The organism is Halorussus rarus (genome assembly GCF_003369835.1).
Lineage (GTDB): Archaea > Halobacteriota > Halobacteria > Halobacteriales > Haladaptataceae > Halorussus > Halorussus rarus.
Window position 1 is genome coordinate 55267 of the sequence record NZ_QPMJ01000005.1, and the last position, 25700, is coordinate 80966.

At 65.8% G+C, this 25700-nt stretch carries 24 protein-coding genes and 3 pseudogenes; 12 read left to right on the forward strand and 15 right to left on the reverse strand.

Going from position 1 to position 25700, the window contains the following annotated elements; genetic code table 11:
• Nucleotides 1–177 precede the first annotated feature (177 nt).
• The 3 genes from DVR07_RS20775 to DVR07_RS20785 all read left to right on the forward strand — a co-directional run bounded on the left by DVR07_RS20775 (nt 178) and on the right by DVR07_RS20785 (nt 3223).
• Entirely contained in the window at nt 178–1782 is a 1605-nt protein-coding gene (locus tag DVR07_RS20775; RefSeq protein WP_115799244.1) for a bacterio-opsin activator domain-containing protein, read from the forward strand.
• Nucleotides 1779–2903: a sensor histidine kinase gene (locus DVR07_RS20780; RefSeq protein ID WP_115799316.1), complete on the forward strand. Its 1125-nt coding sequence runs from the start codon at nt 1779–1781 to the stop codon at nt 2901–2903. Before DVR07_RS20775 ends, DVR07_RS20780 begins: the two co-directional genes overlap by 4 nt.
• 137 nt (nt 2904–3040) lie before the next feature.
• Nucleotides 3041–3223 carry a DUF7331 family protein gene (locus DVR07_RS20785; protein ID WP_115799245.1) on the forward strand — a complete coding sequence of 61 codons (183 nt, stop codon included), beginning with the start codon at nt 3041–3043 and terminating at the stop codon, nt 3221–3223.
• Between the two features lie 54 nt (nt 3224–3277).
• On the opposite strand, the gene DVR07_RS20790 is transcribed toward DVR07_RS20785, so the two are convergent.
• The 5 genes from DVR07_RS20790 to DVR07_RS20810 all read right to left on the reverse strand — a co-directional run bounded on the left by DVR07_RS20790 (nt 3278) and on the right by DVR07_RS20810 (nt 7277).
• Entirely contained in the window at nt 3278–3886 is a 609-nt protein-coding gene (locus DVR07_RS20790) for a hypothetical protein (protein WP_115799246.1), read from the reverse strand.
• Nucleotides 3883–4779 carry a ParA family protein gene (locus tag DVR07_RS20795; protein WP_115799247.1) on the reverse strand — a complete coding sequence of 299 codons (897 nt, stop codon included), beginning with the start codon at nt 4777–4779 and terminating at the stop codon, nt 3883–3885. The genes DVR07_RS20790 and DVR07_RS20795 overlap by 4 nt, the downstream gene beginning before the upstream one ends.
• Nucleotides 4780–5219: 440 nt before the next feature.
• The gene (locus tag DVR07_RS20800) at nt 5220–6482 is read right to left on the reverse strand and encodes a tyrosine-type recombinase/integrase (protein WP_115799248.1); all 1263 of its coding nucleotides are present in this window, start codon (nt 6480–6482) and stop codon (nt 5220–5222) included.
• A 2-nt stretch (nt 6483–6484) separates the two neighbouring features.
• Nucleotides 6485–6919 (reverse strand): HEPN domain-containing protein, encoded by a 435-nt coding sequence (locus DVR07_RS20805; RefSeq protein ID WP_115799249.1) that lies wholly within the window; start codon nt 6917–6919, stop codon nt 6485–6487.
• A complete protein-coding gene (locus tag DVR07_RS20810; RefSeq protein WP_240147651.1) occupies nt 6912–7277 on the reverse strand; it encodes a nucleotidyltransferase domain-containing protein in 366 nt (121 codons plus the stop codon). Before DVR07_RS20810 ends, DVR07_RS20805 begins: the two co-directional genes overlap by 8 nt.
• Before the next feature lie 380 nt (nt 7278–7657).
• On the opposite strand from DVR07_RS20810, the gene DVR07_RS20815 reads away from it, so the two are divergent.
• From DVR07_RS20815 to DVR07_RS20835, 6 genes and pseudogenes are all read left to right on the forward strand, one after another.
• Nucleotides 7658–8869: an MFS transporter gene (locus DVR07_RS20815; RefSeq protein ID WP_115799251.1), complete on the forward strand. Its 1212-nt coding sequence runs from the start codon at nt 7658–7660 to the stop codon at nt 8867–8869.
• Between the two features lie 151 nt (nt 8870–9020).
• Nucleotides 9021–9221 (forward strand): hypothetical protein, encoded by a 201-nt coding sequence (locus DVR07_RS22720; protein ID WP_115799252.1) that lies wholly within the window; start codon nt 9021–9023, stop codon nt 9219–9221.
• A 242-nt stretch (nt 9222–9463) separates the two neighbouring features.
• Nucleotides 9464–9688: pseudogene (locus DVR07_RS22680) on the forward strand (peptide chain release factor aRF-1); the annotation flags it as partial.
• Between the two features lie 161 nt (nt 9689–9849).
• A complete protein-coding gene (locus DVR07_RS22445; RefSeq protein ID WP_240318914.1) occupies nt 9850–10452 on the forward strand; it encodes a Vms1/Ankzf1 family peptidyl-tRNA hydrolase in 603 nt (200 codons plus the stop codon).
• A 4-nt stretch (nt 10453–10456) separates the two neighbouring features.
• A pseudogene (locus DVR07_RS20830) lies at nt 10457–11320 on the forward strand (ATP-binding protein); the annotation flags it as partial.
• Nucleotides 11321–11538: 218 nt separating this feature from the next.
• Nucleotides 11539–11664 (forward strand): annotated as a pseudogene (locus tag DVR07_RS20835) (SDR family oxidoreductase); the annotation flags it as partial.
• Here DVR07_RS20835 and DVR07_RS20840 read toward each other — a convergent pair.
• Nucleotides 11665–11862, reverse strand: a complete 198-nt coding sequence (locus tag DVR07_RS20840) for a hypothetical protein (protein ID WP_115799253.1) — start codon at nt 11860–11862, stop codon at nt 11665–11667.
• A gap of 398 nt (nt 11863–12260) precedes the next feature.
• Between DVR07_RS20840 and DVR07_RS20845 the strand changes: the two genes are divergently transcribed.
• The gene (locus tag DVR07_RS20845) at nt 12261–13412 is read left to right on the forward strand and encodes a cobalamin-independent methionine synthase II family protein (protein ID WP_115799254.1); all 1152 of its coding nucleotides are present in this window, start codon (nt 12261–12263) and stop codon (nt 13410–13412) included.
• Nucleotides 13413–13737: 325 nt separating this feature from the next.
• On the opposite strand, the gene DVR07_RS20850 is transcribed toward DVR07_RS20845, so the two are convergent.
• The 9 genes from DVR07_RS20850 to DVR07_RS20890 all read right to left on the reverse strand — a co-directional run bounded on the left by DVR07_RS20850 (nt 13738) and on the right by DVR07_RS20890 (nt 23708).
• Nucleotides 13738–14475 (reverse strand): SDR family NAD(P)-dependent oxidoreductase, encoded by a 738-nt coding sequence (locus DVR07_RS20850; protein ID WP_115799255.1) that lies wholly within the window; start codon nt 14473–14475, stop codon nt 13738–13740.
• Between the two features lie 2 nt (nt 14476–14477).
• Nucleotides 14478–15311 carry a polysaccharide deacetylase family protein gene (locus tag DVR07_RS20855; RefSeq protein WP_115799256.1) on the reverse strand — a complete coding sequence of 278 codons (834 nt, stop codon included), beginning with the start codon at nt 15309–15311 and terminating at the stop codon, nt 14478–14480.
• Nucleotides 15308–16051 carry a creatininase family protein gene (locus tag DVR07_RS20860; RefSeq protein WP_115799257.1) on the reverse strand — a complete coding sequence of 248 codons (744 nt, stop codon included), beginning with the start codon at nt 16049–16051 and terminating at the stop codon, nt 15308–15310. Before DVR07_RS20860 ends, DVR07_RS20855 begins: the two co-directional genes overlap by 4 nt.
• A gap of 73 nt (nt 16052–16124) precedes the next feature.
• Complete coding sequence (locus DVR07_RS20865) at nt 16125–17537, reverse strand: amidohydrolase (RefSeq protein ID WP_115799258.1); 1413 nt, start codon at nt 17535–17537, stop codon at nt 16125–16127.
• Between the two features lie 64 nt (nt 17538–17601).
• Nucleotides 17602–18921: an ABC transporter ATP-binding protein gene (locus DVR07_RS20870; RefSeq protein WP_240147653.1), complete on the reverse strand. Its 1320-nt coding sequence runs from the start codon at nt 18919–18921 to the stop codon at nt 17602–17604.
• Entirely contained in the window at nt 18914–20041 is a 1128-nt protein-coding gene (locus tag DVR07_RS20875) for an ABC transporter ATP-binding protein (RefSeq protein WP_115799260.1), read from the reverse strand. The genes DVR07_RS20870 and DVR07_RS20875 overlap by 8 nt, the downstream gene beginning before the upstream one ends.
• A gap of 51 nt (nt 20042–20092) precedes the next feature.
• Nucleotides 20093–21037, reverse strand: a complete 945-nt coding sequence (locus tag DVR07_RS20880) for an ABC transporter permease (RefSeq protein WP_115799261.1) — start codon at nt 21035–21037, stop codon at nt 20093–20095.
• Nucleotides 21037–22038, reverse strand: coding sequence for an ABC transporter permease (locus DVR07_RS20885; protein ID WP_115799262.1), 1002 nt, complete (start codon nt 22036–22038; stop codon nt 21037–21039). Before DVR07_RS20885 ends, DVR07_RS20880 begins: the two co-directional genes overlap by 1 nt.
• Nucleotides 22039–22064: 26 nt before the next feature.
• A complete protein-coding gene (locus DVR07_RS20890; RefSeq protein ID WP_115799263.1) occupies nt 22065–23708 on the reverse strand; it encodes an ABC transporter substrate-binding protein in 1644 nt (547 codons plus the stop codon).
• A 270-nt stretch (nt 23709–23978) separates the two neighbouring features.
• Here DVR07_RS20890 and DVR07_RS20895 point away from each other — a divergent pair, with 270 nt between their 5' ends.
• Entirely contained in the window at nt 23979–24743 is a 765-nt protein-coding gene (locus tag DVR07_RS20895; protein ID WP_115799264.1) for an IclR family transcriptional regulator, read from the forward strand.
• A gap of 103 nt (nt 24744–24846) precedes the next feature.
• Nucleotides 24847–25683, forward strand: coding sequence for a universal stress protein (locus tag DVR07_RS20900; protein WP_162829663.1), 837 nt, complete (start codon nt 24847–24849; stop codon nt 25681–25683).
• Nucleotides 25684–25700 lie beyond the last annotated feature (17 nt).

The window sequence follows — 25700 nt, forward strand, 5'->3', positions numbered from 1 at the left end:
CTCCTCGCCCCTATTGTGGTAATCGGTATCATACCACTCATTTCGGGCTACGACAACCCCCGTCTTGTAGATACGGATGTCTCGGATTTCCGGTAGCAGGAGGTCGCCTCCGTACCGACGGTCCGGACGGACATGGGGTGGCGAAGATTCACGTGGAGGTGTGTGGTATCGTATGGCATGGAAGTCGTCATCGACAACGTGACCGACGGGGTAGTGGTCGTCGACGCCGACCTCCGGGTCACGTCGGCGAACGCCGTGGCGGCCGACCTCCTCGGGACCGACGCGGCGGCGCTCGTCGGAGCCGACCTCAGGGAGGCGTTCCCGCGGTCGGCGGCGGCGACGTTCCGCGAGCACTTCGGCGGAGAGGACCCGAAGCACGCGGAGGTCGCCTTCGAGGAGTACTTTCCGGACCTCGAGGCGTGGCTGGCCGTCAGGACGGTCGCGGCCGAGGAGGAGCTCGCGGTGTACCTCCGGGACGTCACCGACCGGAGGCGCCTCGAACGGGAGCTCGACGACCGCGAGCGGGAGCTGGTCCGACTCGGTCGGAACAACGCCATCGTCCAGCGCATCGTCCGGGACCTCGTCGGAGCGACGACCCGCGAGGAGATCGAACGGACGGTCTGCGAGCGGCTGTCGTCGAGCGACCGGTACGAGTTCGCCTGGATCGGCGAACTCGGGACGGGCGACGACGCGATCGCGCGGCGGGTCGCGGCCGGCGAGTACGAGGGCATCCTCGACCTCGTCGCCGAGGAGCGCGGCGACGCCGCGCCGGTCGGGCCCGAGCGCGCGGCCGTCGAGACGGGCGAGACGCAGGTCGTCGGACAGCTGGTCGACGACGAGTCGGTGCCCGAGCCGGTCCGGCGCGAGGCGTTCGCGCGCGGGGTGCAGTCCAGCATCGCCGTGCCGCTCCGGTACGGCGGCACCACGTTCGGCGTCCTCGGCGTCTACGCGACCCGCCCGGACGCGTTCACCGACCGCGAACGCGGGAGCCTGGAGACGCTCGGCGTGGCCGTCGGATTCGCCATTAACGCGGCGCGCCAGCGCACCCTCCTGCTGTCGGACGCGGTGGTCGAACTCGCGTTCGACGTGACCGACTCGACGGCGTTCTTCGCGTCGGCCTCGGCCCGGCTCGACTGCGAGATCGCCCTCGAGGGCATCGTCCCGCTGGACGAGCGCTCGCTGCTCGGGTACGTCCGGGTCGAGGGGGCGGCCCCGACGGACCTACACGACCTGGCCGCTGACCGAGCCGAGGTCGACGTCGGTCGCGTCGTCCACGAAGCCCCGGAGGAGGCCGGCGGGCTCGTCGAGGTCACGCTGTCGGGCGGGTCGCCGGTCCTCGTGCTGGTCGAGCGCGGCGCGACCGTCCGGACCGCCGAGTTCGACCGGGGCGCCGGGCGCGTCGTCGCGGAGATCGGAATCGGAGAGGACGTCCGGGAGATCGTCGAGGCCCTCGGTGAGGCGTTTCCGGCGTCCGAGCTCCGCTCGAAGCGCGAGCGCGAGCGGTCGGTCGAGACCGCCCAGGAGTTCCGGAGCGCGCTCCGCGAACGGCTCACCGACCGCCAGCGCGTCGCGCTCCGGACCGCGTACGTCGGCGGGTACTTCGAGTCGCCCCGAGACAGCACCGCCGAGGAGATCGCCGCGGCGCTCGACGTCACCTCGCCCACGCTCCACTACCACCTCCGGGCGGGACAGCGCAAGCTGCTCGATGCCTTCTTCGACGACGAGGCGACGGTCGAACGACTCTCGGACGTCGACGAGTGGCGCGCGAGGACCGGCGAATGACGGGCGACGGCGCCCCTCGGAACGACGAGTCGCGCACGGAGACCGGCGACACCGAATCTGCCGACTCCGCGCCGGTCGCCGACGCCTCGTCGGACGCAGAACTCTTTCGCGCGTTCCCCGACCCGCTGCTCCGCTACGAGCGCGAGGGGGAGGCGGCGGTCGTCCGGGCGGTCAACCCCGCGTTCGAGCGGACGTTCGCCGTCGGCGGGTCGGCGGTCGCCGGCGACCCGCTGGCCGACCACCTGCCGGTCGACGCCGAGGCGGCGACCGCGGAGGACGTCCGGTCCCGCCTCGAGGACGGCGACGCAGTCACGGTCGAAACCCGGTGCGGAGAGGGGGACGAGCGGTGCCACTTCCGACTCCGGACCGTCGACGACTCCGACGAGGCGGCGACCGTCGTGGTCTACACGGACGTCACCGACACCGAAAGGCGGGCGCGCGACCTCGAGGCCCGGGTCGAGCGGCTCGAGCGGTTCGTCGACGTCGCGGCCCACGACCTCCGGAATCCGCTCGACGTCGCCAAGATACGCGTCGAGGCGGCCCGCGATTCGCCCGAGGACGTCCACTTCGAGCGGGCCGAAGCCGCGCTCGATCGGATCCAACGCATCGTCCGGGACGTGCTTTCGGTCGGAAGCGCGGAACCGGACCTCGACGAGGAGACGGCGCTGGAAGGGGTCGCGGAGGCCGCCTGGTCGACCGTCGACACCGACGCGGCGACGCTCGTGCTCGACGACGACCTTCCGACCGCGGTGGCGGATGCGGACCTCCTCCAGCACCTCTTCGAGAACCTGTTCCGGAACGCAGTGGAGCACGGCTCCACGAGCCCTCGCTCGCAGGCTCGCGAGGACGCGGTCGAACACGGCGACGGCGACGTGACCGTGCGGGTCGGCGACCTGCCGGACGGCTTCTACGTCGCCGACGACGGCCGCGGCGTCCCGCCTGCGGAACGCGAGCGCGTGTTCGACCCGGGCTACTCGACCGCGGACGGCAACACCGGGCTCGGACTGGTCATCGTCCAGCAGACCGTCGAGGACCACGGGTGGAGCGTCTCGCTCACCGAGTCCGAGTCCGGGGGAGCGCGCTTCGAGTTCACCGGGGTGCGGACGGACGGCCCCGACTGACGACGCTTCCACCAATCGGTACCGTCGTACCGGGCAGAGTTACGAACTATCTAGAGGCGGTTCCCGCGCCGACGTCGCAAGCAATTAGAGCCCCGTTCTACCGGAGTCGGGGCCAAAACGACGATCGAGGGAGACAGATGATAGACGAGCGCCACGAATCGGACGACCGGATCGCGCGGTACCCCGCCCGCGAGCCGTCGATCCCCGAGACCCACGACAGCATCGAACTGACCGACCACGCGGTCGTCGTGTACGACCGAACCGACGCGGACCGGTGGCTCTGGTCCGACGCGGCCGTCCAACTGGAGAAGTGCCGCTGAGCAGTCCCGGAGCCTCTTTCCCCAGGACCGAACGATGGTATATCGCTCGACGGTTTACTGTCCGTCGTCGGTCGAGTACCCCATCTCGAGCAGTTCGTCGAGGACGTCCGCGCGGTTGCGGAGCGCGGCGCGGTACACGGCTTCCCGGACGTCGAACTTCGGGATCGACCGGCCCAGGTCCGATTCGAGTTCCGTAACGAGGTCGCGCTCGCCCTCGACGACGTCGTCGTGGACGAAGAACGTCAGGCGCTCGTCGCGCTCGAACTGGACGGACTTGTCCTGCACCGCCCGGCGGACGATGTACGGCCGCTGGTGGCCCGACGAGTCGCCCGCGGACGACGGGGACCGTGACGAGGACGACGCCGAGGAATCCGGCCGAGAAGACGACGACGCGGGCGCCGAAGAGCCGGCAGTCGAGGGGGAGGAGGAGGTGTCGGTCTCGGACGCAGTGCTCGTCGTCGACTCGCCCTCGGCTGTCGCCGCTCGGCCCTCCGCCGTCCGAGCGGTCGAGTCCGCCTCCTCGGCGGCACTGTCCGCGCCGGCGTCGCCCGCTTGGGCTTCCGCGGCGGTGTCGCCGGCGTCGTCTGCCTCGTCACCGTCGTCCGTCTCGTCGGCGTCGTCGCTCCAGAGGTCGTCGCCCGACCCCGACTTGAGTCCGGTCATGCCCGGACCTCCGCGCGGTCGCGGTCGAGACTGCCCGGTTCCGGCGGGTCCGGCGCCTCGACGCCGCCCTCCGATTCGAGGTGCCGGGCGAGCTCGTCGAACTTCGCGAGGGTCTCCAGTTCGTAGTCGCGCTCTCGGTCGCGGTGCTCGCGCACGTACGCGTACGCGCTACAGTTCTCGCGCCAGCACCCTTCGAGCAGCGAGGTGCGGTCCCGGAGGACGACCGGGACGTCGAACCCCTGATCTTCGACCTCCTCGATGACGGCGCCCTGGTCGCGCGTCCCCTTGACGCGGTTCGGCACCGCCGCGAGGACGCCGATGTTGATCTCCAGCTGCGCTTCGAGGTTGGTCACGAGGTCGTTGAGCCCGCTCATCGAGGCCTGGCCCTTCCCCGACGGCTCGACTGGCATGACGAGGTTCCGGGTCGCGTCGAGCGCGTTGTAGAGGTGGGGCCCCGAACTCGCCGGCGGGTCGACGATGAGGACGTCGTACTGCTTGTGTACCTCCGCTTCCCGGAGGACCCGCTGGAGCTGTGTCCACATCGGGAACGACTCGCCGAAGTCGCTCCGGGCCTCCTGTTCCTTGCGCAGCGTCTCGCCCAGGTCCTCGAGGCGGTTGTGCTCGGGGACGACGTCGACACCCTCCGCAGTGGACTCGATCAGGTCCACGAACTCCCCCTTCCCGCGACCCACGAGGTGGTGGACGAGCGTGTCGACCTCGCCGTCCGCGCGGTCGTGGTCGACGTCGAAGAGGTAGCTCAGGTCGCCGTCCTGGGGGTCGAGCGGGACCGCGAGGACGTCGAGACCGGCTCTGGCGTGCGCGACCGCCAAGTTCGCGGTGAGCGTCGTCTTGCCGACGCCGCCCGCTTCGCTGTAGACCGCGTACGATAGCATGTACGGGTGCCATCGGAGACTTGGATTATAAGTTTTCGTCAGACGTTTCGTTTGCACCACTCGTTTGCTTGCTTCATTTGTAATCAACAATTGTAACTCGTATTTGGAACAACCATTTGTAACGCCATCTTGAAGCAGACGTTTGTGGCACCCACATGCAACAACAGATTCTAACAAGTGTTTGCGTCAACGAGTTCGTTCGGACGGCCGAAACTAGCAGTTCTAGCAACCGGACTGAGCGAACATTCGGATGAATCACTCGGAGTAACTGGTTCCAGGAATCGTTTGCCGCAACCGGTTAGTGGGTGCCGACCAGTAATCGACACCCACCTGTTGGAACTAATACCAATGTTACAACTAACCGTTTGTAACGGGCACTTGTAACAAACAGTGTAAGTAAGGCCGGGCGAGAAGAAGCTCGACGGGAAGACAAGTGTCCGTCAGAGATACCGGTCGAAGATGTCCGCGAGCTCCGATCGAACGAGGTCGCGCATGGCGTCGGCGCGCGCCAGCCGACGCGTGCGCTCGTCGAGGTAGTTGCGCTCGGAGACCGAGGCGTCCCGGCTGCCCTGGGCCGACGCGACCGCAGCGGTACCCGCCCTGATGGACGGGCGCTGGCGGCGGTAGAGCCGGTACCACGTCCGCCGACCCATCTTCGGCAGCGGCGGGCCGCCCGCGACCTGAACGTCCGCCCGCTCGCCCAGTTCGCGGAACCACCGCCGCGCGGTCTCCGTCGTCATGGGTCGGCCGTCTGACTGCCCGGGGAGGAGGTAGCCGGTCCACGCGTCGTTTTCGTCGAGTGCGTCGATGCGGTTGCGGACCGCGTCGACGCCAACCAGGAGTTCGACCGTGTTCCGCGTGCGGCGTGCGTTCTTTCGCTCGCCCGCAGCGAACTCGACGTAGGGGACGTCCCCGTCGCCGGGGTCGAGCACGAGCTGGTCGACGTGGAGTTCGCAGGTCTCCACGGGTCGCAGTCCCCAGCCGGCGAGCGCGAGCAGGAGGAACCGCTCGTCTCCGTCCGCCGCCGCCAGGAGGGCGGCGAGGTCGTCGCGGCCGAGCGCCGGGTGGTCGTAACGGGGGTCCTCGTCCCACCCGAACCGGTTCAGGAGATTCGACGCGGGATTGTAGAGTCCGCGGCCCATCTCCTCGAGGAACGTGTACCAGTTCTGGACGGCGGAGACGTACTTCTTCTTCGAGGCGAGCGTCCCAAGCTCGTCGTCGAGCACGCGGAAGGTATCGCGCACGCGCGCGATCTCGTCTGGCTTGGCGGTCTCGTCCAGCAGCGGCGTGAGCAGGTCGTCGGTACCGGTCGTCTCGCAGTAGGTCGTGACGTAGGTCCGGAGACGGGAACGGCGGGGGCCGACCGTGGTCTCGGCCCGCCCGCGGTCGCGTTCGAGCTCTTCGAGGTAATCGTCGAGCGCTTGAGCCGTGGGCTCGTGGTCGATACCCCAATCGCCTTCATCGTCGTCGTCCCCGCTCGGCGGAAGACCCACCGCGTCGTAGAAGTCGCCGGGCGAGAGGTCGTAATCGCGGCGGAGGCGTTCGACGAACCCCGAGTAGTTGCGCTTGAGCCAGGCGTAGGTCGGGGTCTCGCGGTCGGGGTCGACGTCGGCGTCCGGGTCGTCGCGGAGCGCGGGCGCGATCTCCTCGCGGTAGAACCGCTCGAAGTCGTCGAGGGTGTCGAAGCGTGCGTAGTTCGGCATGGTCACTCGGTCGAGTCGCAGAGGGATTCCTTCTCGGAGACGAACCGTCGGGTCCGTCGAAGGAACTCCCCGACGTCCTCGTCGATAGTTCCGTAGCCGTAGTCGGCCTGCTGGCGGAACTCGGACAACTCGTACAGGAACCGGCCGCGCTCGCGCGGCGCGTCGCCGGTGGCGACGATCTCCGTACCGAACAGCGACAGCACGCCGCCGTGCGAGGTGGGTTCGCACCCGCGGTCGTAGAGCGCGGCCTGAACGGCGTGGAAGGTCGCGTAGTAGAGGCGGTTGACGACTGCCGCGTCCGAGAGGCCGGCGTCGCGACCCGCGTCGGCGTCGGGGAGCGCCTGCCGGGCCTGCCCGAGTTCCCGTTCGACCGTCGGACCGCCTGGGCAGTCGTCACTGTCCCGGGAGTCACCGTCCCGTGGTTCGCCGTCAGGCATACGACCGATCCTCGGCGACGGCGTTGCGGACGAACGGGTTCCCCTCCTCTCGGTACCAGGTGAACGGAGACTCGGTGAGGATGTGGAGTTCGACGACGGGACCGTGTTCGAGCATCGCGTCGTACGCGGTGTCGCGGAGAGAGTCGGCGATATCGTCTCCGTCAGGGCCGTCCGAGAGGACGACGAGGACGTCGACGTCGCTCGACCGACCGCTCGCTCCGCCGCGGACGGTCGACCCGAAGACGTACAGTCCGGTGATCTCGTCGCCGTGCCGAGACCGCTCCCGGTCGACGAACGCCGCTGCCGCGTCGGCGTGGGCATCCTCCGGGGGAGGATCGGCCGTAGACTCGTCGTTCATGCGCGTCGGTACGTCTGTCGGCGTCATTTATATTTCCCCGACGCTGTGCTGGGACGGCCGAGAAGGCCGGTCGCTCGGTGTAGGGGTGATTCGAAGGGCATGGATTTCGCTGGGTAGAGCAATACAGTCAGTTGGTTTAGTGTTTGTGGTGCGTGGTTGTCTGCTCTGGACAACCATACAACACAGAATACAAAGAGAAAACGCTCCGAGAACCATAAATCAAAATATGCGATATAAAATCTGGACGGGCGCTGTCCGGAAGTCAGCATTTTAAAATTGTAATAAGTAACTATTAACTGAAACTGTAGTAGAAATGTTTACTGTCTGATGAACCGGACTCCGCAACTGCTCCGTCGTAACAGCGATTTGAGTCGGTAGATATGACATCGAGCGAACGACTGACGATATGGCGCTATTACCTGTATCGTATCTCTCTCAACAACGGGTTCTTCATTCCGGTCGGTATCCTCTATATGCAGCATCGGGGTCTCGGACTCGACGTTATCGGGTTCACGCAGGGGGCCTTTCTGTTCGCAGTGGTCGCGGCCGAGATCCCGACGGGCTATCTCGGAGACCGGATCGGGAGACGCCAGAGCCTCATACTCGGAAACTCGCTCGTCGCGCTGGTAATGGGAATCTATCCGTTTGCGGATTCGTTCCCCGGATTCGTCGTGCTGTACGTCGTCTGGGCGTTCGGTACGTCGTTCAAGTCCGGCACGTCCGAGGCGTGGCTCTACGAGATGCTCGAACGGCGGTTGGACGAATCCCAATTCGCCCGAATTAACGGCCGCGGAAGGTCGTTCACGCTCGGTACGTCGGCGCTCGCGGCCGCTTCGGCGGGCGCGCTTTTCGCTATCAACCCGGTGATTCCGTTCTTCGCTAACGCGGCGCTGAGTGCCCTCGGTATTCCCGTCTTGCTATCGCTTCCGAAAGTCAAAGTTGAAGACGAGGACGAGGACCCCTTCGGTCTTCAGGACGCGGTGGCAGCGCTTCACGTCCAAGTCAGCGAACCGAAAATCCGGTGGTTCGTTCTGTACGTCTCGCTGTTCTTCGCGGTTCTGGAAATCGCGCGCTCCTACGAGCAACCCGCGGCGGTCGAGGTCGGCATGCCCGTAACACTCATCGGCATCATGTACGGCGTCTTCAAACTGCTGTCGGCGGGGGCCGCCTCGCTCGCCGGGACGGTCGAAGAGCGCCTGGGCATCCGGACGGCGTTCGTGCTACTCGTGCCGCTCGTCGTGGTGGCGTACGCGACCGTCTATTTCCTCCCGCAGATGATAATCGTCGTGTTCTTCATGTTGCGGGGCTCCCGCTCGATAACTGGTCCGCTCCGGAATCAATACCTCAACGACCGATTGGAGTCTACTGGCCGAGCGACGGCGCTCTCAGGTATTTCGATGACGATGTCGCTTGCGGGCGGGACCGCGCAGTTCCTTGCCGGAGAAATTGTCACGCACACCGGGGTCATCGATATGCTGATGGTGTCCGGAGTAGGTATCATGGCGCTCGCGGCGCTACTCTGGTTGTCCACATCGCCGATTCGGACGCCGAACCAGTCCGCCACCGAAACCGAAGCGGCCATGACGGACTGAGGGATTCGCTGGCTACCGACGATCCCGAGGAAGAGCTTATCTTCGTCGAGTGTACCAGCGCACGTTCGCTCAATAGCGAAGAGCCGCTCGGGCTGTCGGGGACTGTCTCGGAGTTGATTTTGTCCCGAATGGGGCGGATCCTGATGTACTCTTGGGAGGTCTTGATCTCCTTGATGAACTCCTCTACGTCCCTCTCATCCTCCTCTTCGTTTTGCTCAACGATCTCGAAGACGGTACACGGCTCATCGAGGTAATAGAACACCTTGAGGGCTTTGCCGGTCAACCGCTCATGGAAGTCGATGTGGGGAGGCTGACGGACTTAGAAGCATCCCGCCCCACAAAGATTTTTTAACGTAGACGGCGTTTCTCCCGTCATGTGCCACCTCTGTTCCCGTCTTGGTAGCGCAGTGCGGACGGGGAGTGGCATCTTCGTGTTCTCGTAGCTGGTGGCTGGGGCCGAGATTGGCCTCAGGGCACTGTCCGTCGACTACCATCAACCACCAGCAGCTAATGTCAGAAGCATACGACCTCCGGGACAAGATCGACCAGCTTGAACCGCTCGAAGGGGAAGGAACCGAACTCGTCACGATCACGATGCCGTCCTCGAAGTCGATCAGTTCCATCCGTGAGCGTATCGCACAAGAACACGCAGGTGCCGAGAACATCAAGTCCGACCAGATACGAAACCGTGTACAGCAAGCACTCAAACGCATCCAGCGCATCCTCCAACGATACCAGGAGACCCCAGAAAACGGTCTCGTCGTGTACGCGGGTGTGGTAGACGGAGAACTCACGTCCCACGTCTTCGACGATCTCCCGCGACCCGTCACGGAATCTACGTACCGGTGCGACGACCACTTTGATTTGACGCCGTTAATCGACGTTGTCGCACCGAGCGACACGTTCGGACTCGTAGTAATTGAACGAGGGCGAGCCGCCATCGGACGACTCGTCGGTGAGCGCATTATCCCCATCCGTTCATTCGAGAGCCAAGTCATGGGGAAGTCCGAGCAGGCGGTCAATCCGCCCAGCGGTTCGAACGTGAACGGGAGCGGCAAGCCCACGAGTTCTTCCAGAAAGTCGGGGACATCGCCAACGAAGCACTCATCGGAGACGACGCAGTGACTGGCTTGGTTATCGGCGGAACACTCGCAACCGCTAAGAAGTTCGTCTCCGGTGACTACCTCGACCATCGATTGAAAGACCGACTTCTCGGAACGTATCCCGTGGAGTATGGGAATACGCAGGGACTCCACCAACTCGTAGACAAAGCAGAGAGCCGTCTCCTCGATGCCGAACAGCAAGAGGCTCGCGAGCACCTCGACAAGTTCTATTCCCGCCTCCGTGGCGGGGGTACAGTCGCATACGGGAGCACAGAGGTTGAGCAGGCGATCGAATACGGAGCCGTGGAAACAGCATTAGTAGCGTCTTCCGTTCCGCGAGATGAACGAGAGGAACTCGAAACCGAAGTCTCCCAACAAGGTGGTGAGTTGTGCGTGACTTCGACCGACACTGAGCGTGGGGCGCAGTTGGCCGACAACTTCGGCGGCATCGGCGCTCTACTCCGTTTCCCGATTAAGTGAGAACGACGATGCGTACACCGCGGACGAGCAAGTCCTCACCTGGGGCGTGTTCGGCGGCGTCCCGTACTACCTCGAAGAGCTCTCGCCCGACGCGACCCTCCCGGAGAACGTCCGGCAGACGATTCTCTCGCGCCACGGGACCCTCCACGACGAACCGGACTACGTGCTTCGGATGGAGCTTACGGAACCGACGCGGTACTTCTCGATCCTGGAGGCCATCGCCGGGGGAAGCACCAGTCGGAACGAGATCGCAGGGACGACGGGTATCGACTACAATCAACTCTCGAAGTACCTCAATCGACTCTCCCGACTCCGCCTCGTCGATCAGCACGTGCCGATCACCGAACGGAAAGAACGGAGCAAGCGGAGCCGATACCGCATTCGGGACCCGTTCTTCCGCTTCCGGTTCCACTTCGTCTACGGGACCGGCGAGCAGTACGACGAACTCGGAGCGGACGCGTACGACGCGCTCGTCGAGCCGGAACTGGCCGATTTCGGGAGCCGGTCGTTCGAGGAGGTATGCTGTTCGGCGCTCCGGTCACTCTACCCGGAGTACACGATCACGAAGACCGGGCAGTGGTGGTACGGTGAACACGAGGTCGACGTCGTGGGCCTCACTGCGGGCGAAACCCTCATCGCCGGCGAGTGTAAATTCCGGCAGTCGCCGCTCGGCTACGACGCACTCTCGAAACTCGAACGACACGTCGAGGAACTCCGGTGGACGCCAAGCGACGGTAGGGGTCGGGTCGAGAAGTACGCGCTGTTCTCGCGGAGCGGATTCAAACAGTCCGTCGAGGAGGCGGCCGCAGAGCGAGACGATCTTCGGCTCTTCACGGTCGAAGACATCGTGACCGCGTTGAGTACGTAGCAAAATCAAACACTCCGCAGTTTTTCGTCGAATCATGATACTGCGGGTCGCCCCCGCGGAGCTGGCGCAGTCGGCATCCGAGTGAACGCGGTCGCTCCGGGCATCATCGGGACCACGTTCGGAGAGGAGAACCCCTCTAGAGACGCCGACCGCGAGGAGACGTTCATCGTCGGCGAGGCGTCCCGCCCGAGCCCGACCCGGAGGCGCTCGACTGGAACAGCCCGATAGACCGACTTGGGACTCCCGAAGACCCCGCCGGCGCGTACCTCCTCCTGGCTGGCGACGACGCGTCGTACGTCACCGGCCACATGCTGTACGTGGACGGCGGCTACCACACGGTCTGACTACTTGGCGACCTCCCCGCCGTCTCCCTCCTCGCGCTCGTCCTCGGAGAAGGCGACTGCGAACGCGATGCCGAGGGCGACGCCGACTCCGAGGTACGCGAAGCTGTCGAGCGAGACACTGAGGCCGACGCCGATGGAGAGTCCGATACTCAGCCCGAGCGCCAGTCCCTCGCCGGTGAACGCCGAATCCTCAGCCATACCGGGCGTAGGACGTTCGAGGAATTAGGCGTACCGGACCGGCGAGGGTTCGCTGTCGCCGGCGACGGCTCGATTTCGGTCACGGTCTCCGTCTCCGTGGCGGTCGTCGTTTTGTTTGTCGTCTCGGACCCCGTTTCTACCGCCGAACCCTCGACGGTGGCGCCGACCGGATGATGGCGGCACCGAGGCGGCCGAGTTCGTCGCCGGCGACGTCCTGCCGGCGCTGTTCGGTCGGTGGGACGCCGACCCGGGACCCGGGTCGCCGCGCCGCTGAACGCCAGCCCCGCGGTAGTAGAACGCCGACGACACCGTACCGTTCTCGTCACGCATCGGACCGCGCCGAAGTGACTACCGTTGGTTATATTGGGGCCGAAAACTATTACTCGCACGAGTAATCGATGTCCACGAACGACCGGATTCGCACGACGCACGTCGGAAGTCTCCCGCGACCGCCGGAACTGCTCGACCTCCTCAAACAGCGGCAGGACGGCGAGGACGTCGACCCCGAAGAGTGGGACGCCACCGTCGCCGACGCCACGCGCAGAGTCGTCGAGCGCCAGGCCGACGTCGGCCTCGACGTCGCCAACAACGGCGAGCAGTCCCGGGTCTCGTTCAACTGGTACGTCGCGGACCGCCTCAGCGGTATCGAGGGCGAGCGCGAGCAGGAGCTCTGGGCGGACCTCCAGGAGTTCCCCGACTACGCGGAGGAGACGTTCAAGACGGACGTCATCGACCTCTCGATGCAGCCCGTCGTCACCGGCCCCGTCGAGTACACCGGCCACGACGAGGCCGAGGCCGAACTCGCACAGTTCCACGACGCGCTGGCGGCCGTCGACGCCGACTTCGAGGAGACGTTCGTGACCTCGGCGTCGCCCAGCGTCGTGGCCGCGACCCACGTCAACGACTACTACGACTCCTACAAGGAGTTCCTGTTCGCCGTCGCGGACGCGATGGCCGAGGAGTACGAGCTCGTCGCCGAGGCCGGAGCGACCCTCCAGATCGACGCACCGGAACTGCTCACCATCGGCCAGACGGCAGCCTACGCTGACGAACCCCTCGAGGCGGTCAAGGAGGCGACGCGCCTCAACGTCGAGGCGCTCAACGAGGCGCTGTCGGGCGTCCCGGCGGAACAGGTCCGACTCCACACCTGCTGGGGGAGCTACGAGGGGCCCCATCACCTCGACACGGACCTGGTCGAGATGCTCCCGGAGATCTACGAGGCCGACATCTCGGGACTCAGCATCGAGCAGGCCAATCCCCGTCACCAGCACGAGTACCGGGCGTTCGCCGAGCACCCGCTCCCGGACGGCTGGACGCTGATGCCGGGCGTCGTCGACGTGAAGACGAACGTCATCGACCACCCCGAGACGATCGCCGACCGCCTGGAGCGGGTCGACGACGCGGTCGACGACTCGACGCCGCTGGTCGCCGCGCCGGACTGCGGCTTCGGGACGCAGGCCGGACTCGGGATGGTCGACCCCGAGATCGCGTGGGCGAAGCTGGACGCGCTCGTCGAGGGCGCCGAGATCGCTACCCGGCGAATCCGGTAAGCTTCGCGGAAATCGTGTATCGAAACGGGGCGAACGCTGACGCTTCGATGACGGGAAGACATATATGCCCCTGGTGATTATGGGCGGCTAAGGGCTAGCGTCGAGCCCTTCCCGAAACGCGACAAGCGTTTCACCGCAGCGGTCCCCATTCCCCGCGCGGGCGGTTTTCCCCGGCCGGCCGGCCCGCGCGGCTTTTCAAACTCCGAACTCACCGGTAGCTGTCAGCGGGGAGACTGGTCGAGAAAGACGTCATGGAAGATCGCGTTCTGCTCGTGAGCAACGTCCAGAGGCGGTGATTTGGCGGACTGGGTTGTGACGGGTCGCGTCACCGCATCGTGAGCCCGCCGTCGACGGACAGCACACTCCCGGTCACGTAGGAGGCCGCCGGACTGCAGAGGAAACGGACGACCTCCGCTACCTCTTCGGGGTCGCCGACGCGTTCGAGCGGGAGGTCACCCGCGAACGCTTCGAGGTCCGATTCCGTCCAGAGCCCCGAGTCGGTCAGGAGCGGCGTGTCCACCACGCCCGGGACGACGCAGTTCACGTTCACCGCCGGCCCTAGTTCCTTGGCCAGCCCCTTCGTGAGACCGAGAACCCCGGCCTTCGACGCCGAGTAGTGGACGCCGGCCGACGCGCTCCCGACGAGTCCGGCCGTGCTGGAGACGTTGACGACGAACGCGCGGTCGCGCTCGCGGAGGTGGGGTGCAGCCTCGCGGACGAGCGTGAAGTAGCTCTTGAGGTTGACGTCGAACAGCCTGTCCCACTCGTCGGCGGTGAGGTCGGCTATCGAGACGTCCCTGGAGACGCCGACGTTGTTTACGACCGCGCCGATGCGGGCCTCTCCGGCCACCGTCTCGACCATCTCCCGCAACGCGGCCTCGTCGCGCACGTCGAGTTCGAACGAGGCGAGACGGTTGTCGGGCGCGTCGGAACCCTCGGGCGGGTCGACGTCGGCGCACGCCACGTACCCGTACCGCGAGTCCGTCGCGAGCGCCGACGCGATCGCCCGGCCGATACCGCTACCGGCGCCCGTCACGATAGCCGCCAGTGGGTCGTCGGACATGGTCAGTCGGAGTACCCAGCGACGACCGAGTCGACGGTTTCGAACGCGACGTCGTCGGCCGCCACCATGTGATCTAACAGCGATTCGAGGTTGGCCAGCCGGTGGCTCTGGCCGACGACCTGCGGATGGACCGTGAGCACGTACACCCCGCCGTCGACGTGCTCGCGTATCCAGTCGAACTGTCGCCGCCACATGTCGAACACGGCCGTCTCGACGGCGAACCCCCGCTGCCGGCTGAACGCCAGCGCCGGGAAGTCGTCGCGCTGCCACGACACGGGGACCTCGACCACGTCGGTCGGCTCGCCCCGCTCGTAGGGCGCGTCCGCGGGGGCCCGCCAGCCCTCCCGGAGCCGGTACGGCTCGAAGTCGTGCGCCATCTGGCTCGAGTCCCACGCGAAGCCCAGTTCCCGGAGTATCCCGAGCGTGTTCGGCGAGAAGTCCCACGACGGCGAGCGGTACCCCGCCGGTCGTCGCCCGGTCAGCGACTCGATGGCGTCTATGCCGCGCTCGATATCGGCGCGCTCGCTGGCCCGGTCAGCGTAGTTCGACGGACGGGTGTGCGACCAGCCGTGGTGTTCGATCTCGTGGCCGCCGGCCCACACCTCCTCGACGACCTCGGGGAAGCTCTCGACGGTGTGGCCCGGGACGAACCACGTCGTCGAGAGGTCGTACTCGTCGAGCAGTGCGAGCAGTCGCGGCGCGCCCACGTCCGCGCCGAACAGCCCCCGCGAGAGGTTCGTGGGACTGTCGGCCTCGTCGAACGAGTGGATCCACGCCGAGACGGCGTCGAAGTCGACGGTCAGGCAGACCGTGGCGCCGGAGTCGGCCCCGGTCATCGGTCCAGGTCGGCCGCGAGTTTCCGGAGTATCCTGTCGGTAGTTCGCTCGATGACCGATGCCACGAACTCGGGGTCCGAGTCGGTGGGGTCGCCCAGTCCGCCCTCGACCGTGAGGTCGGTGAAGTAGCGTTGCTGGGTGGTGTCGCCGTTCTCCTTCATCGTCTGGGGTCGCTTGTTCTCGGTCCGGACGAGTTCCGGGCGGTAGTGCTCGATGACACTGGTCTCGTGTTCTCCCGCGTGACCCCAGTCGTCGCCGAACTCCGCCTCGAGTTCGTCGCGCGCGAAGTCCGTCCAGTTGACGTAGTGGGTCCTGAGGCCGTGGTCGCGCTGGAGCCGGTCGATGGCGAGCTTGTGGGGCTCCACGTTGCCGGCGTGGAAGTTGGTGATGAGTAACCGCTCGCCGCCGTGTTCCTTCACCGATCGGCCGATGTCGACTATCACGTCCTGGTACGTGTCGGCGTCGAGCGTGATCGTTCCCGAGAACGGCAAATGGTGCTCGGAGTAGCCGTACGGCAGCGGCGGTAGCACGAGCAGTTCGAGGTCGTGTGCGGGCGCGGCCTCGGCGAGTTCGTGGGTGAGGTGCTTCGAACGCAACGTGTCGACGGAGGTCGGCAGGTGTGTGGAGTGTTGTTCGGTGCTTCCGCAGGGAAGGACCACGAAGTCGGCGGTCTCGAACTTCGCTTCGGCCTCTTCCCACGTCTTGGTAGCGAGTCGGTAGTCGTCGGTGTTGTCTGTCATGTGTGGTGGAGTCGTCGTCGGTCGTCGGGTAGTCGAATCGTCGTCGGTCGTCGGCGAGCGGTTCGTCGATAGATCACCCCGGGTTCACGTCGAACGGCGGTTCGGCGTCGGGCGGGAGCGGGGTTTCGTAGTCGCGGGGCCGGGTCCGCTGGAACTCCTCCGCGGCCGCCTCGACCAGGGACGGGTCCGCGAGCAGGTCGAACCCGGTCATCGCGAGCGCCTTCGCCGCGTAGACGGCGGCCTTCGCGCCGAAGTCGCCGTTGGCGGCCACGGCCTGCCACGAGTGGGAGGGCGTCCCGACCGGCCACGACGCACACCAGAACTGGGCCGTCGGCGCGAGCCAGCTCACGTCGCCCACGTCGGTCGACCCGCTCAGCACGGTTCCCTCGTCGTACGACTCGAGCGGCTCCGCGTAGAGACTCTGCCCGCGGGCTACCTCGCGGGCGTCCGGCGGGAGCTGGTCGGTCCGGTCGCGTATCGTCTCCCCGTCGAGGGTCGCCTGTAACTCCGCAGCGAACTCCCGGTCGTCGTCGGAGTAGTCGACCGGGCCGAGTTCCCGCATGTTCGCCAGCAGCCGGTCCGAGAGCACGTCGTTGGCGAGGTAGTCGTAACAGCCGGTCAGAAAGCGGCGCTCGACCGAGGTCCGGGTCATCTGCGCCGCGCCATCGGCGACGTCGTCGAGCCACTCCGTGATGCGGTCGACCTCCTCGCGGGTCGGTGCCCGGACGAAGTACCAGACCGACGCGCTCGCCGGCACGACGTTGGGTGCGCCGCCGCCGTTGGGGATGGTGTAGTGGAGGCGAGCGTCGTCGGAGACGTGCTCGCGCATGAACTCGACGCCCGTGTTCATGAGTTCGACGCCGTCGAGTGCGCTCCGGCCCGATTCCGGGGAGTCGGCGGCGTGGGCCGACCGGCCAGAGAACTCGTAGCGCAGGGAGTTCATCGCCAGCGACCGCGACTTCCACGGAGCCGTGAGGTGGCTGGGGTGCCACGTCAGCGCGGCGTCGAGATCGTCGAAGACGCCGTCGCGAGCCATGTACACTTTCCCGACCAGCGTCTCCTCGGCCGGACAGCCGTAGTACCGGACCGTGCCGTCGAGTCCGTCGTCGAGTTCCTCCTTGAGCGCGAGCGCCGCGCCGAGGCTCCCGACTCCGAACAGATTGTGCCCGCAGCCGTGGCCGGGCGCGCCCTCCTCGACCGGTTCGCGCTCGGCGGTCACCGCCTGAGAGAGGTCCGGCAGGGCGTCGTACTCCCCGAGAATGCCGATCCGGGGCGATCCCGACCCGTAGGAGGCCACGAACGCGGTCGGCATACCGCCGACGCCGCGCTCGACCTCGAAGCCCGCCGCCTCGAGCCTGTCGGCCAGCAGGGCGGCCGACTCGGTCTCGTGCAGGCCGAGTTCCGGGCTCTCCCACAGTCGACGGGTCAGGTCGACGAGTTCGTCTCGTTGGTCCTCGATTCGTTCGAGCAGTTTGGCTTTCGTCATGCGTGTTTCGTCGGTTTTCGCGTCGAAGTTGGTCGGTAAGCGGTTCCGCGAGAGAAGACAGGAGCTACACGTTCGCGTCACCTCGGAGGACCTCGTCCTCGGGGCGGCCGTCCGGCGGGTTGTGGCGGTGGCAGGCCACCCGGCGGTCGGCCTCGTCGCCGTCCGGCGATTCGAGGGCCGGACTTCGCTTCGCACAGACGCTCGGCTCGGCGAACGTCTCCACCAAGAGCTCGGTCGCCCGCGGCCACTCGTCGTTTGCTACCAGGTCGAGCGCTCGCCCGACCACCTCCTCGCACGTCTCGTCGGTCAACGGGCCGTCGAAGAAGCGCTCACGTATCTCGGCGGGATCGTCCGCGGCGAACTCCCGCCGCTCGACCGCCCGCATGAGCCGGCGGACGCCGTCCCATTCCTCGTCGCCGAGGTCGTACTCGGCGGGCGCGATGAGTTTCCGGCATCGGGTTCGGAATCGACAGCCCGACGGCGGGTCGATGGGGCTGGGTACGTCGCCCTTGAGGACGCTGCGCTCGCCGCGGTGCTTCGGGTCCGGGACGGGAATCGAGGAGAGTAACGACTCCGTGTACGGGTGGCTCGGGTCGGCGAACACGGTCTCCTTGTCGCCGATCTCGACGAGTTCCCCGAGATACATCACCGCGATGCGGTCGCTGACGTACCTGATGACCGAGAGGTCGTGGGAGATGAACAGGTACGTGAGGTCGAACTCGTCCTGGAGCTCCTCGAGGAGTTCGAGTATCTGGGCCTGTATCGAGACGTCGAGCGCGCTGGTGGGCTCGTCGAGCACCACGAACTCCGGCTCGACCGATAGCGCCCGCGCGAGGTTGATGCGCTGGCGCTGGCCGCCCGAGAACTCGTGCGGGCGGCGGTCGTAGTACTGGGGTTCGAGCCCCACGGCCTCCAGCAGTTCCTCCGCGCGTTCGCGGCGGCCCGCCTCGTCGAGCACGTCGTGGGCCTTCATCGGCTCCTCGATGATGGACCCGATCTTCATCCGGGGGTCGAGACTCGACTGGGGGTCCTGGAATATCATCTGGACGTCCCTGCGGCGCTGGCGCAACCGCTCGCGGCCCATCTCCGCGAGGTTCTCCCCGTCGAAGTAGACCGCGCCGTCGGTGGGCTCCAGCAACCGGAGAAGGACCCGCGCCAGCGTCGACTTCCCGCAGCCCGACTCGCCGACCAGCCCGAGCGTCTCGCCCTGCCGGATATCGAAGGATACGTCCTCGACCGCCTGGACCCGACTCCGATCGTACCGCACCGGGAAGCCGCCGCCCTCGAAGTCGAGTTCGAGGTCCGCCAGTAGCCCATCGGAGTTCTCGAAGTACTTGGTCAGCCCGTCGATGCTGACCAGCGGGTCTGCGGCGTCGTCACTCATCGTCATCACCCGCTCCGAGGGCCGCGACCCGTTCGGCGTCCCCCTCGCCCGCGCCGTCCAGCGGCGGGCTCACGTCGTAGTCGGCTTCGAAGGTATCGTGTTTCAGGCACGCTGCCCGCTGGCCGTCGTCGGTCACCGTCCGGAGGTCCGGGTGCACCTGCGTGCAGACCTCGCGAGCGTCCGGGCACCGGTCGTGGAACCGGCAGCCAGACGGCGGATCGATGGGCTCGGGCATCGTCCCCCGGAGCGGCCGGAGCTCGTCGACCGTCTCGTCGGGGCGCGGGACCGAGTCGAGCAGCGCCGCCGTGTAGGGGTGTTGGGGGTCGTAGAACAGGCGCTCGACGTCGGCCCGTTCGATCACCTCGCCGAGGTACATCACGTTGACCCGGTCGCAGATCTCGGCGACGACGCCCATGTCGTGGGTCACCCACAGGAAACTGGTGTCGTACCGCGCCTGGAGGTCGTCCACGAGGTCGAGTATCTGGCCCTCGACGGTCACGTCGAGCGCGGTGGTGGGCTCGTCGGCGATGACGAGCTTCGGCTCGCACGCCAGCGCCATCGCGATGAGCACGCGCTGGCGCATCCCGCCCGAGAACTCGTGGGGGTAATCGTCGAGCCGCTCGTCCGGCTTCGGGATGCCGACCTCCCGGAGGATCTCGATGGAGCGTTCGCGGGCCGCAGCCCCCGTGAGGTCGCGGTTCAGCTCGATAAACTCGCGGAGCTGGTCGCCGACGGTGAACACGGGGTTGAGGCTCTCCATCGGGTCCTGGAAGATGATGGCGATCTGGTTGCCTCGGATCTGCGAGCGCATCGCCCGCTCGGAGAGCATCTCCTCGCGCGGCGTCGGCTCGTCGGCCTCGTCGGCCTCGTCGTCTTCGAACCCCACGATGGTCTCGCCGTCGAAGGTCACCTCGCCACCCACGATGCGGCCGGGCGAGTCGACCAGCCGGAGCAAGCTCTGGACGGCGACGCTCTTGCCGGCGCCGGACTCGCCGACGAGGCCGACGATCTCGCCGCGCTCGACGGTGAACGACACTCCGTCGACAGCCCGGACCGCACCGGTCCTGGTGGGGAACTGCGTCCGCAGGTTCTCGACGCGTAACAGTGGCTCGTTAGTCATGGATTGAACAGGGGGTCGTCGGTCGTAGTCCGTATCATATCAGTATTCATCTCAGTCGTCGAGTCGAGGGTCGAAGGCGTCGCGCAGGCCGTCGCCGAGCAGGTTGAACCCGACCACCGTCACGAGGATGGCTATCCCGGGCCAGACGCTGAACCACGGGTCGGGGAGCATGTACGTCCGCGACTGGGCCAGCATGGCCCCCCACGACGGGGTGGGCGGCTGTGCGCCGAACCCGAGGAACGACAGGGCCGCGACGATGAGAATATTCACCCCGACCTGGAGAGTGGCCTGCACCAGTACGGGCGTGAAGCTGTTCGGGATGACGTGGCGCCGGATGATGTTGCGGTCGCGGACGCCGGCGGCCTTCGCGGCCTCGACGTACTCCTCCTCGCGCACGCTGAGCACCTCCGAGCGGATGAGCCGGGTGAACACCGGCACCGTGATGATGCTCACCCCGACGATGGCGATCCAGAGGTCGCGCCCGAACGTCGACATGATGGCGATCATCAGCACGAGGAACGGGATCGCGTAGAGGGTCTCGACCATCCGCTGCAGGAGGTCGTCGACCCAGCCGCCGTAGTAGCCCGAGACCGCCCCGACGACGGTGCCGACGGTCGCGCCCACGCCCGTCGCGATGACGCCGACCTGGATGGCGATGCGCGTGCCGTAGACCAGCCGGACGAGGATGTCCCGACCCCGGTCGTCGGTCCCGAGCGGGTGCTCCCACGTCCCGGTGCCGAACTCGTTGGTGACACCGACCGGCGGGAGCAGCGACCGCGAGCCGGGTTCGGCGCTGATCGGGTTGTGCCAGTAGGTCCGCGCGAAGTGGTAGTCCAACAGGACGCCGTCGACGAACGCCCACAGCGAAACAGCGACGACCACCGTGATGATGTACAGCCCCCATCGCGAGGTGGGGTTCCGTCGTAGCTGGGTCGTGACCTCGTCCCAGCTCGACCGCGGCGTGCGTGCCGAGGAGTCGGCATCGGTCTCGCTCATCAGACATCAGCCTCCCCGTAGGAGATGCGCGGATCGAGATACGCGTACAGCAGGTCGGTCACGAGGACGCCGACGACGAACATGCTGGCGAAGAACAGCGTCGTCCCGAGCACCAGCGGGTAGTCCCGCGCCCGCACGGCGGTGATTATCAGCGTCCCCATCCCGCCGATGTCGAACACCGTCTCTGTCAGCACCGAGCCGCCCAGCGCCGTCGTCAACTGCAGTCCGACCACCGTCAACACCGGCAGTTGGGCGTTCCGAAAGGCGTGCTTCCGGAGGATGGTACGCTCGGGGACGCCGAACGCCCGCGCGAGCTTCACGTACTCCTGGTTGAGCACCTCCAGCATCGACGACCGCTCGATGCGCATGATGGCCGCCATCTGGAGCGTGCCCAGCGTCAGCGTCGGGAGCACCAGGTGGGTCGCGGCCGTCCGAAGGACCTCGAACCGCGTCGACGCTCCCTCGACGTCGCCGGGCGATTCCCACGGTAGGATGAGCTCGGTCGCCGGGAACATTCCGAGGTGATACGCGAACACGATGATGAGCAGGAGGCCGATCCAGAAGCTGGGCGTGCTGACCCCGACCAGACCGAGCACGCGGAACACGTGATCGACGGCCTCGTTGCGGCGCTTGGCGGACAAGATCCCGATGGGGACGGCGGTGGCGATGGCGAACGCGAAGCTGGACGCCACCAACAGCAGGGTGGTCGGGAACCGTTCGAGTATCTTCTCGACCACCGGTACCCCGTAGTGGATGCTGCGACCGAGGTCGCCGCCCGCGACGTTGAGCAGGTACTTGGCGTACTGGACGTACAGCGGCTGATTGAGGCCGTATTTGGCGCGGACGGCCTCGATGGTCGAGGCGTCCGCGCTCGGCCCGATCAGGATCCGAATCGGGTCGCCCGGTGCGGCGTACACCAACAGGAACGTGATGGTGGCTACGCCCCACAGCACGAAGACCGACTGCGTCAGCCGACGAACGACGTACCGAACTAAACTCATTAGATTGTGATGGGGGTGGGTGACCGCTATCGGTCGACGGAGACGTTCGCGTAGTCGGTGAGCAAACGGGGATTGATGGGCGCGACCGCGTGGACCCCGAAGTCCTGGACCGACGAGCGGACGCCGAAGGAGTTCTTGTAGTTGAACGCCGGGAGGTGGACCTTGTCCTCCAGTATCGTGGTGATGGCCTGGGTGTACAGCTGCTTGCGCTCCTCCCGGTCGATGGACTTGCGGGCCTGCGATATCTGCTGGGCGACCTCCTCGTTCCGGTAGTAGACGCCCTGGTTCGCGCCCTCGGCGTCGGGATGGAAGAGGTTGAACATGAAGTCGTCGGGGTCGGGGTACCGGACCCAGCCGAGGACGTAGATGTTGTAGTCGTCGGCGTTACCGGTGTACGCCTGACTCAGCAGCGTCCCCCAGTCGAGCCGCTGGACGTTGGCGTTGTAGCCGGCCTCCTTGATGCCGTTGGCGATGCTGATGCCGATGTTCTCGCGGTTGTCGTCCGGCGGGACGATTATCTTGCAGTTCCAGTCGGAGGGGACGTCGGCCTCCGCGAACAGCTGCTTGGCCTGGGCGACGTCCTTGTCGTTGGGAATGTCCTGCCACTGTTCGGCCGGGAAACCCCAGTCCTCGACGATGGGACCGGGCATCGGGCAGTACTGGCGGACGCCGGCCGGCTCGATGAACTGCTGAACCGCGTCGTCCATCGAGAAGGTGTAGTCGATGGCCTCTCGCACCTTCAGGTTCTGGGTCGGTCCCTCGTTCAGGTTGAAGGCGACGTAGAAGTAGCCGATGCTCTCGACCGCGTCGATACTCGCGTCCTGCATGCTCCCGACCGTGTTCCACAGCTTCGGCGGGATGGTCTCGATGAGGTCCTGGTCGCCGGTTCGGAGTTCCGTCACACGGGTCGTCGACTCGGTGATGGGCTCGAATCTGACGCCCGACAGGTTGGGAAGTTCGTCGCCCCAGTAGTCGTCCCACCGTTCGAGGCTGACGTACGAACTCTCCTCCCAGTCGACGAACTGGAACGGTCCCGAACCGACCGGTTGCTCGGTGTTAAACGCCTCCTTGTCGTCCTCGCGAACCGACTTGGGGACGATGTGGTGGGTCAGCACGTCGTCGAACATGGCGAACGGGTACTTGAGGTCGAACTGGACCGTGTGCTCGTCGACGACGGTGGCGCTGTCGATGACCTGGAAGATACCGCTAAGCGGGGTCTCCTCCTCGATGGGCGCCATGAACGAGTACGCCACGTCCTCCGCGGTCAGCGGATCGCCGTTGTGGAACGTGACGTCCTCGCGCAGCGGAATGACGTACCGGGTGTTGTTGTTCGAGATCTCCGGATCGGACTTCGCGACGTTGGGCACCGTCTCGGTCCCCTCGTTGTAGGTGTACAGCTTGCTGAACACCCGGTTCCCGATGAGCGCGTCGGGGTTCGAGTACTGGAGGATCGGGTCGAACCGCGACGGCTGGAGGTGCTGGGCCACGTTCAGCGTACCCCCGGAGTTGGTCTGGCCCGATTCCCCGCTCGAGTTATCGGTTGTCGTCGTCTCCCCGGTGGTGGTCGCCTGGTCCGAGGAATTACCGCCGGCACAGCCTGCGAGCGCGACGATACCGGTAGCGCCGGTCGCTTGCAGTATCTGTCGTCGCGGAATCTGTCTGTCTCCCATTGTCACTTGTTAGCGAAGAACCCGAGTGACAAGAAGGTTTATATTAATAACAATAAGTTCACACAGGTGATGATCGACGAATATCCGGGATAGTACCGGGTTTATCCCGATAAGCGGGACATATTCATTACGATATGCGGGACCGATTTTCGACGGTTATTAGAGAATGAGACGGAAATCACCCGACAGCAGTGGAACAGACGAAAATCGGTCTTGCTTAACAATTCCGGAAAACGAGAACTTATGGAGAGCGGTACCGTTTTGCTTTCTATGGATGGTCCTGATAAAGAGAAGTTAAAAACCATAGAAAGAGGGTTTTCGATACTGGAGTGGATACGCGAGAACGACGGCGGAGAGGTCGCGGAGGTGGCCGCGGCCCTCGACATGAGTACGAGCACCGTCCACCGGTATCTCGACTCGCTGCACTCCGAGGGGTATCTCGTGAAGGAGGGCGGGGTCTACCACCTCTCGCTCAACTTCCTGACCCTCGGCGAGCAGGCCCGCACACGCAAGGACGTGTACACCAACGCCAAGGATTACACGCGGATGCTGTCGGACGAGAGCGGCTGTCGGTCGAGTTTCGTCGTCGAGGAACACGGCCGGGGCGTGTACCTCTACACCTCGCCCGGCGACCACGGCGTGTGGACCAGATCCACCATCGGAAAGCGCGTTCCGCTACACGTCACCGCCGCCGGCAAGTCGATACTCGCGTTCCTTCCGGACGAGCGGGTCGTGGAGATCGTGGACGAACACGGGTTGACCCGCGAGACCGAACACAGCATCACCGACGAAGACGAACTGCACGAGGAGCTAGCGAGGGTCCGGGAGAACGGGTACGCCTTCAACGACGAGGAGCAGATAGCGGGCGTTATCGCGGTCGGTGCGCCGGTCGAGAACCGGGACGGGGAGGTCATCGGTGCGTTCAGCGTCTCCGGGCCGGCGAATCGTCTGACCGAGGACTGGTTCCGCGAGGAACTGCCGAGCATCGTACTGGGACTGACCAGCGAGTTCGAACTCCGCCTGACCCTCTCGTAGTCGCCGGTCGGTCGATTGTACGGAACGGGCAGCCTTGGCCGCAGTACTCGTTCACATTCCCCGTTGGAACTCTGCTTGCCGCAAATGACGGGAGGACGGTCGGGTGGACGCCGAGGACCACGTAGAAACGAGCGTGCGAACCAGCCACACAGTGGCGAGTGCTGTCGGCTTAACCGTCAATCACTTGGTGCCCTCGGAGGTAGGCAAGAGGTACCCGATGAGCCGAATGTCGCTACTGATTCCCGTGGTTTTTCCCGGGGAATACGGCCTGACGGACACGAACGTGCAGGGGTTGACCGGTTTCGATATCGTGTTGTTCGGCTACTGGAAGACCCCCGAGGGAGTGGATCCAGCGGTCGTCCGGGAGGAACACGAGGCCGACGCTCAAGCCGAGCTCTACGAGTTGGCGGCCCAGTTCAGTCGTGCCGGTGCGCCGACGGAGGTCCAATTGCACTTCGGCCCGTCGGGCGAGCAGATGGCCGCCCTCCAGACTCGGATCGCCGAAGAGGCCAACGCCGACGCGGTGGTCGTTCCGAGCCGAATCACCCACTGGAGCAACATCCTCGTCCCGCTGCGTGACGACCGGAACGCCGATCGAATCGTGGAATTTCTGGAAGCGTTCGACCCGGAGACGATTTTCGCGCTGGAGTTGTTCCACGTCGCGGCCGACGCGAGTGACGTCGAGACCGCAAACGAGATGCTCGGTGGTGTGGAACGAATGTTGCTTGACCGCGGGTTCACCGAGAGCGACGTCGACGTCACCGTGGAGGTTTCGCCTGACCCGGAGGCAGCGATCATCGAACGGGCGAGCCGGCACAACGTCGTCGTAATCGGGGAGACCGAGGGACGACAGCGCGCGGATCGGTTCCTCGGACCAGTCTACGAACGCATCACCGAGCGCACCAATGTCCCGGTCGTCGTCGTGCGAAATCGACGCTGACGTGGGTACAGCGCCAC

Excerpts from the sequence above, each read along its gene's own strand:
- DVR07_RS20805 (WP_115799249.1), bottom strand. The coding sequence starts at position 6,919 with ATGCCTGACGGCGAACCACGGGACGGTGACTCCCGGGACAGTGACGAC.
- DVR07_RS20785 (WP_115799245.1), top strand. The coding sequence starts at position 3,041 with ATGATAGACGAGCGCCACGAATCGGACGACCGGATCGCGCGGTACCCC.
- DVR07_RS20880 (WP_115799261.1), bottom strand. The coding sequence starts at position 21,037 with ATGAGCGAGACCGATGCCGACTCCTCGGCACGCACGCCGCGGTCGAGC.
- DVR07_RS20885 (WP_115799262.1), bottom strand. The coding sequence starts at position 22,038 with ATGAGTTTAGTTCGGTACGTCGTTCGTCGGCTGACGCAGTCGGTCTTC.
- DVR07_RS20780 (WP_115799316.1), top strand. The coding sequence starts at position 1,779 with ATGACGGGCGACGGCGCCCCTCGGAACGACGAGTCGCGCACGGAGACC.
- DVR07_RS20810 (WP_240147651.1), bottom strand. The coding sequence starts at position 7,277 with ATGAACGACGAGTCTACGGCCGATCCTCCCCCGGAGGATGCCCACGCC.
- DVR07_RS20865 (WP_115799258.1), bottom strand. The coding sequence starts at position 17,537 with ATGACGAAAGCCAAACTGCTCGAACGAATCGAGGACCAACGAGACGAA.
- DVR07_RS20875 (WP_115799260.1), bottom strand. The coding sequence starts at position 20,041 with ATGACTAACGAGCCACTGTTACGCGTCGAGAACCTGCGGACGCAGTTC.
- DVR07_RS20860 (WP_115799257.1), bottom strand. The coding sequence starts at position 16,051 with ATGACAGACAACACCGACGACTACCGACTCGCTACCAAGACGTGGGAA.
- DVR07_RS20815 (WP_115799251.1), top strand. The coding sequence starts at position 7,658 with ATGACATCGAGCGAACGACTGACGATATGGCGCTATTACCTGTATCGT.
- DVR07_RS20840 (WP_115799253.1), bottom strand. The coding sequence starts at position 11,862 with ATGGCTGAGGATTCGGCGTTCACCGGCGAGGGACTGGCGCTCGGGCTG.
- DVR07_RS20845 (WP_115799254.1), top strand. The coding sequence starts at position 12,261 with ATGTCCACGAACGACCGGATTCGCACGACGCACGTCGGAAGTCTCCCG.
- DVR07_RS20895 (WP_115799264.1), top strand. The coding sequence starts at position 23,979 with ATGGATGGTCCTGATAAAGAGAAGTTAAAAACCATAGAAAGAGGGTTT.
- DVR07_RS20795 (WP_115799247.1), bottom strand. The coding sequence starts at position 4,779 with ATGCTATCGTACGCGGTCTACAGCGAAGCGGGCGGCGTCGGCAAGACG.
- DVR07_RS20870 (WP_240147653.1), bottom strand. The coding sequence starts at position 18,921 with ATGAGTGACGACGCCGCAGACCCGCTGGTCAGCATCGACGGGCTGACC.
- DVR07_RS20855 (WP_115799256.1), bottom strand. The coding sequence starts at position 15,311 with ATGACCGGGGCCGACTCCGGCGCCACGGTCTGCCTGACCGTCGACTTC.
- DVR07_RS20775 (WP_115799244.1), top strand. The coding sequence starts at position 178 with ATGGAAGTCGTCATCGACAACGTGACCGACGGGGTAGTGGTCGTCGAC.
- DVR07_RS20890 (WP_115799263.1), bottom strand. The coding sequence starts at position 23,708 with ATGGGAGACAGACAGATTCCGCGACGACAGATACTGCAAGCGACCGGC.
- DVR07_RS20800 (WP_115799248.1), bottom strand. The coding sequence starts at position 6,482 with ATGCCGAACTACGCACGCTTCGACACCCTCGACGACTTCGAGCGGTTC.
- DVR07_RS20850 (WP_115799255.1), bottom strand. The coding sequence starts at position 14,475 with ATGTCCGACGACCCACTGGCGGCTATCGTGACGGGCGCCGGTAGCGGT.
- DVR07_RS20790 (WP_115799246.1), bottom strand. The coding sequence starts at position 3,886 with ATGACCGGACTCAAGTCGGGGTCGGGCGACGACCTCTGGAGCGACGAC.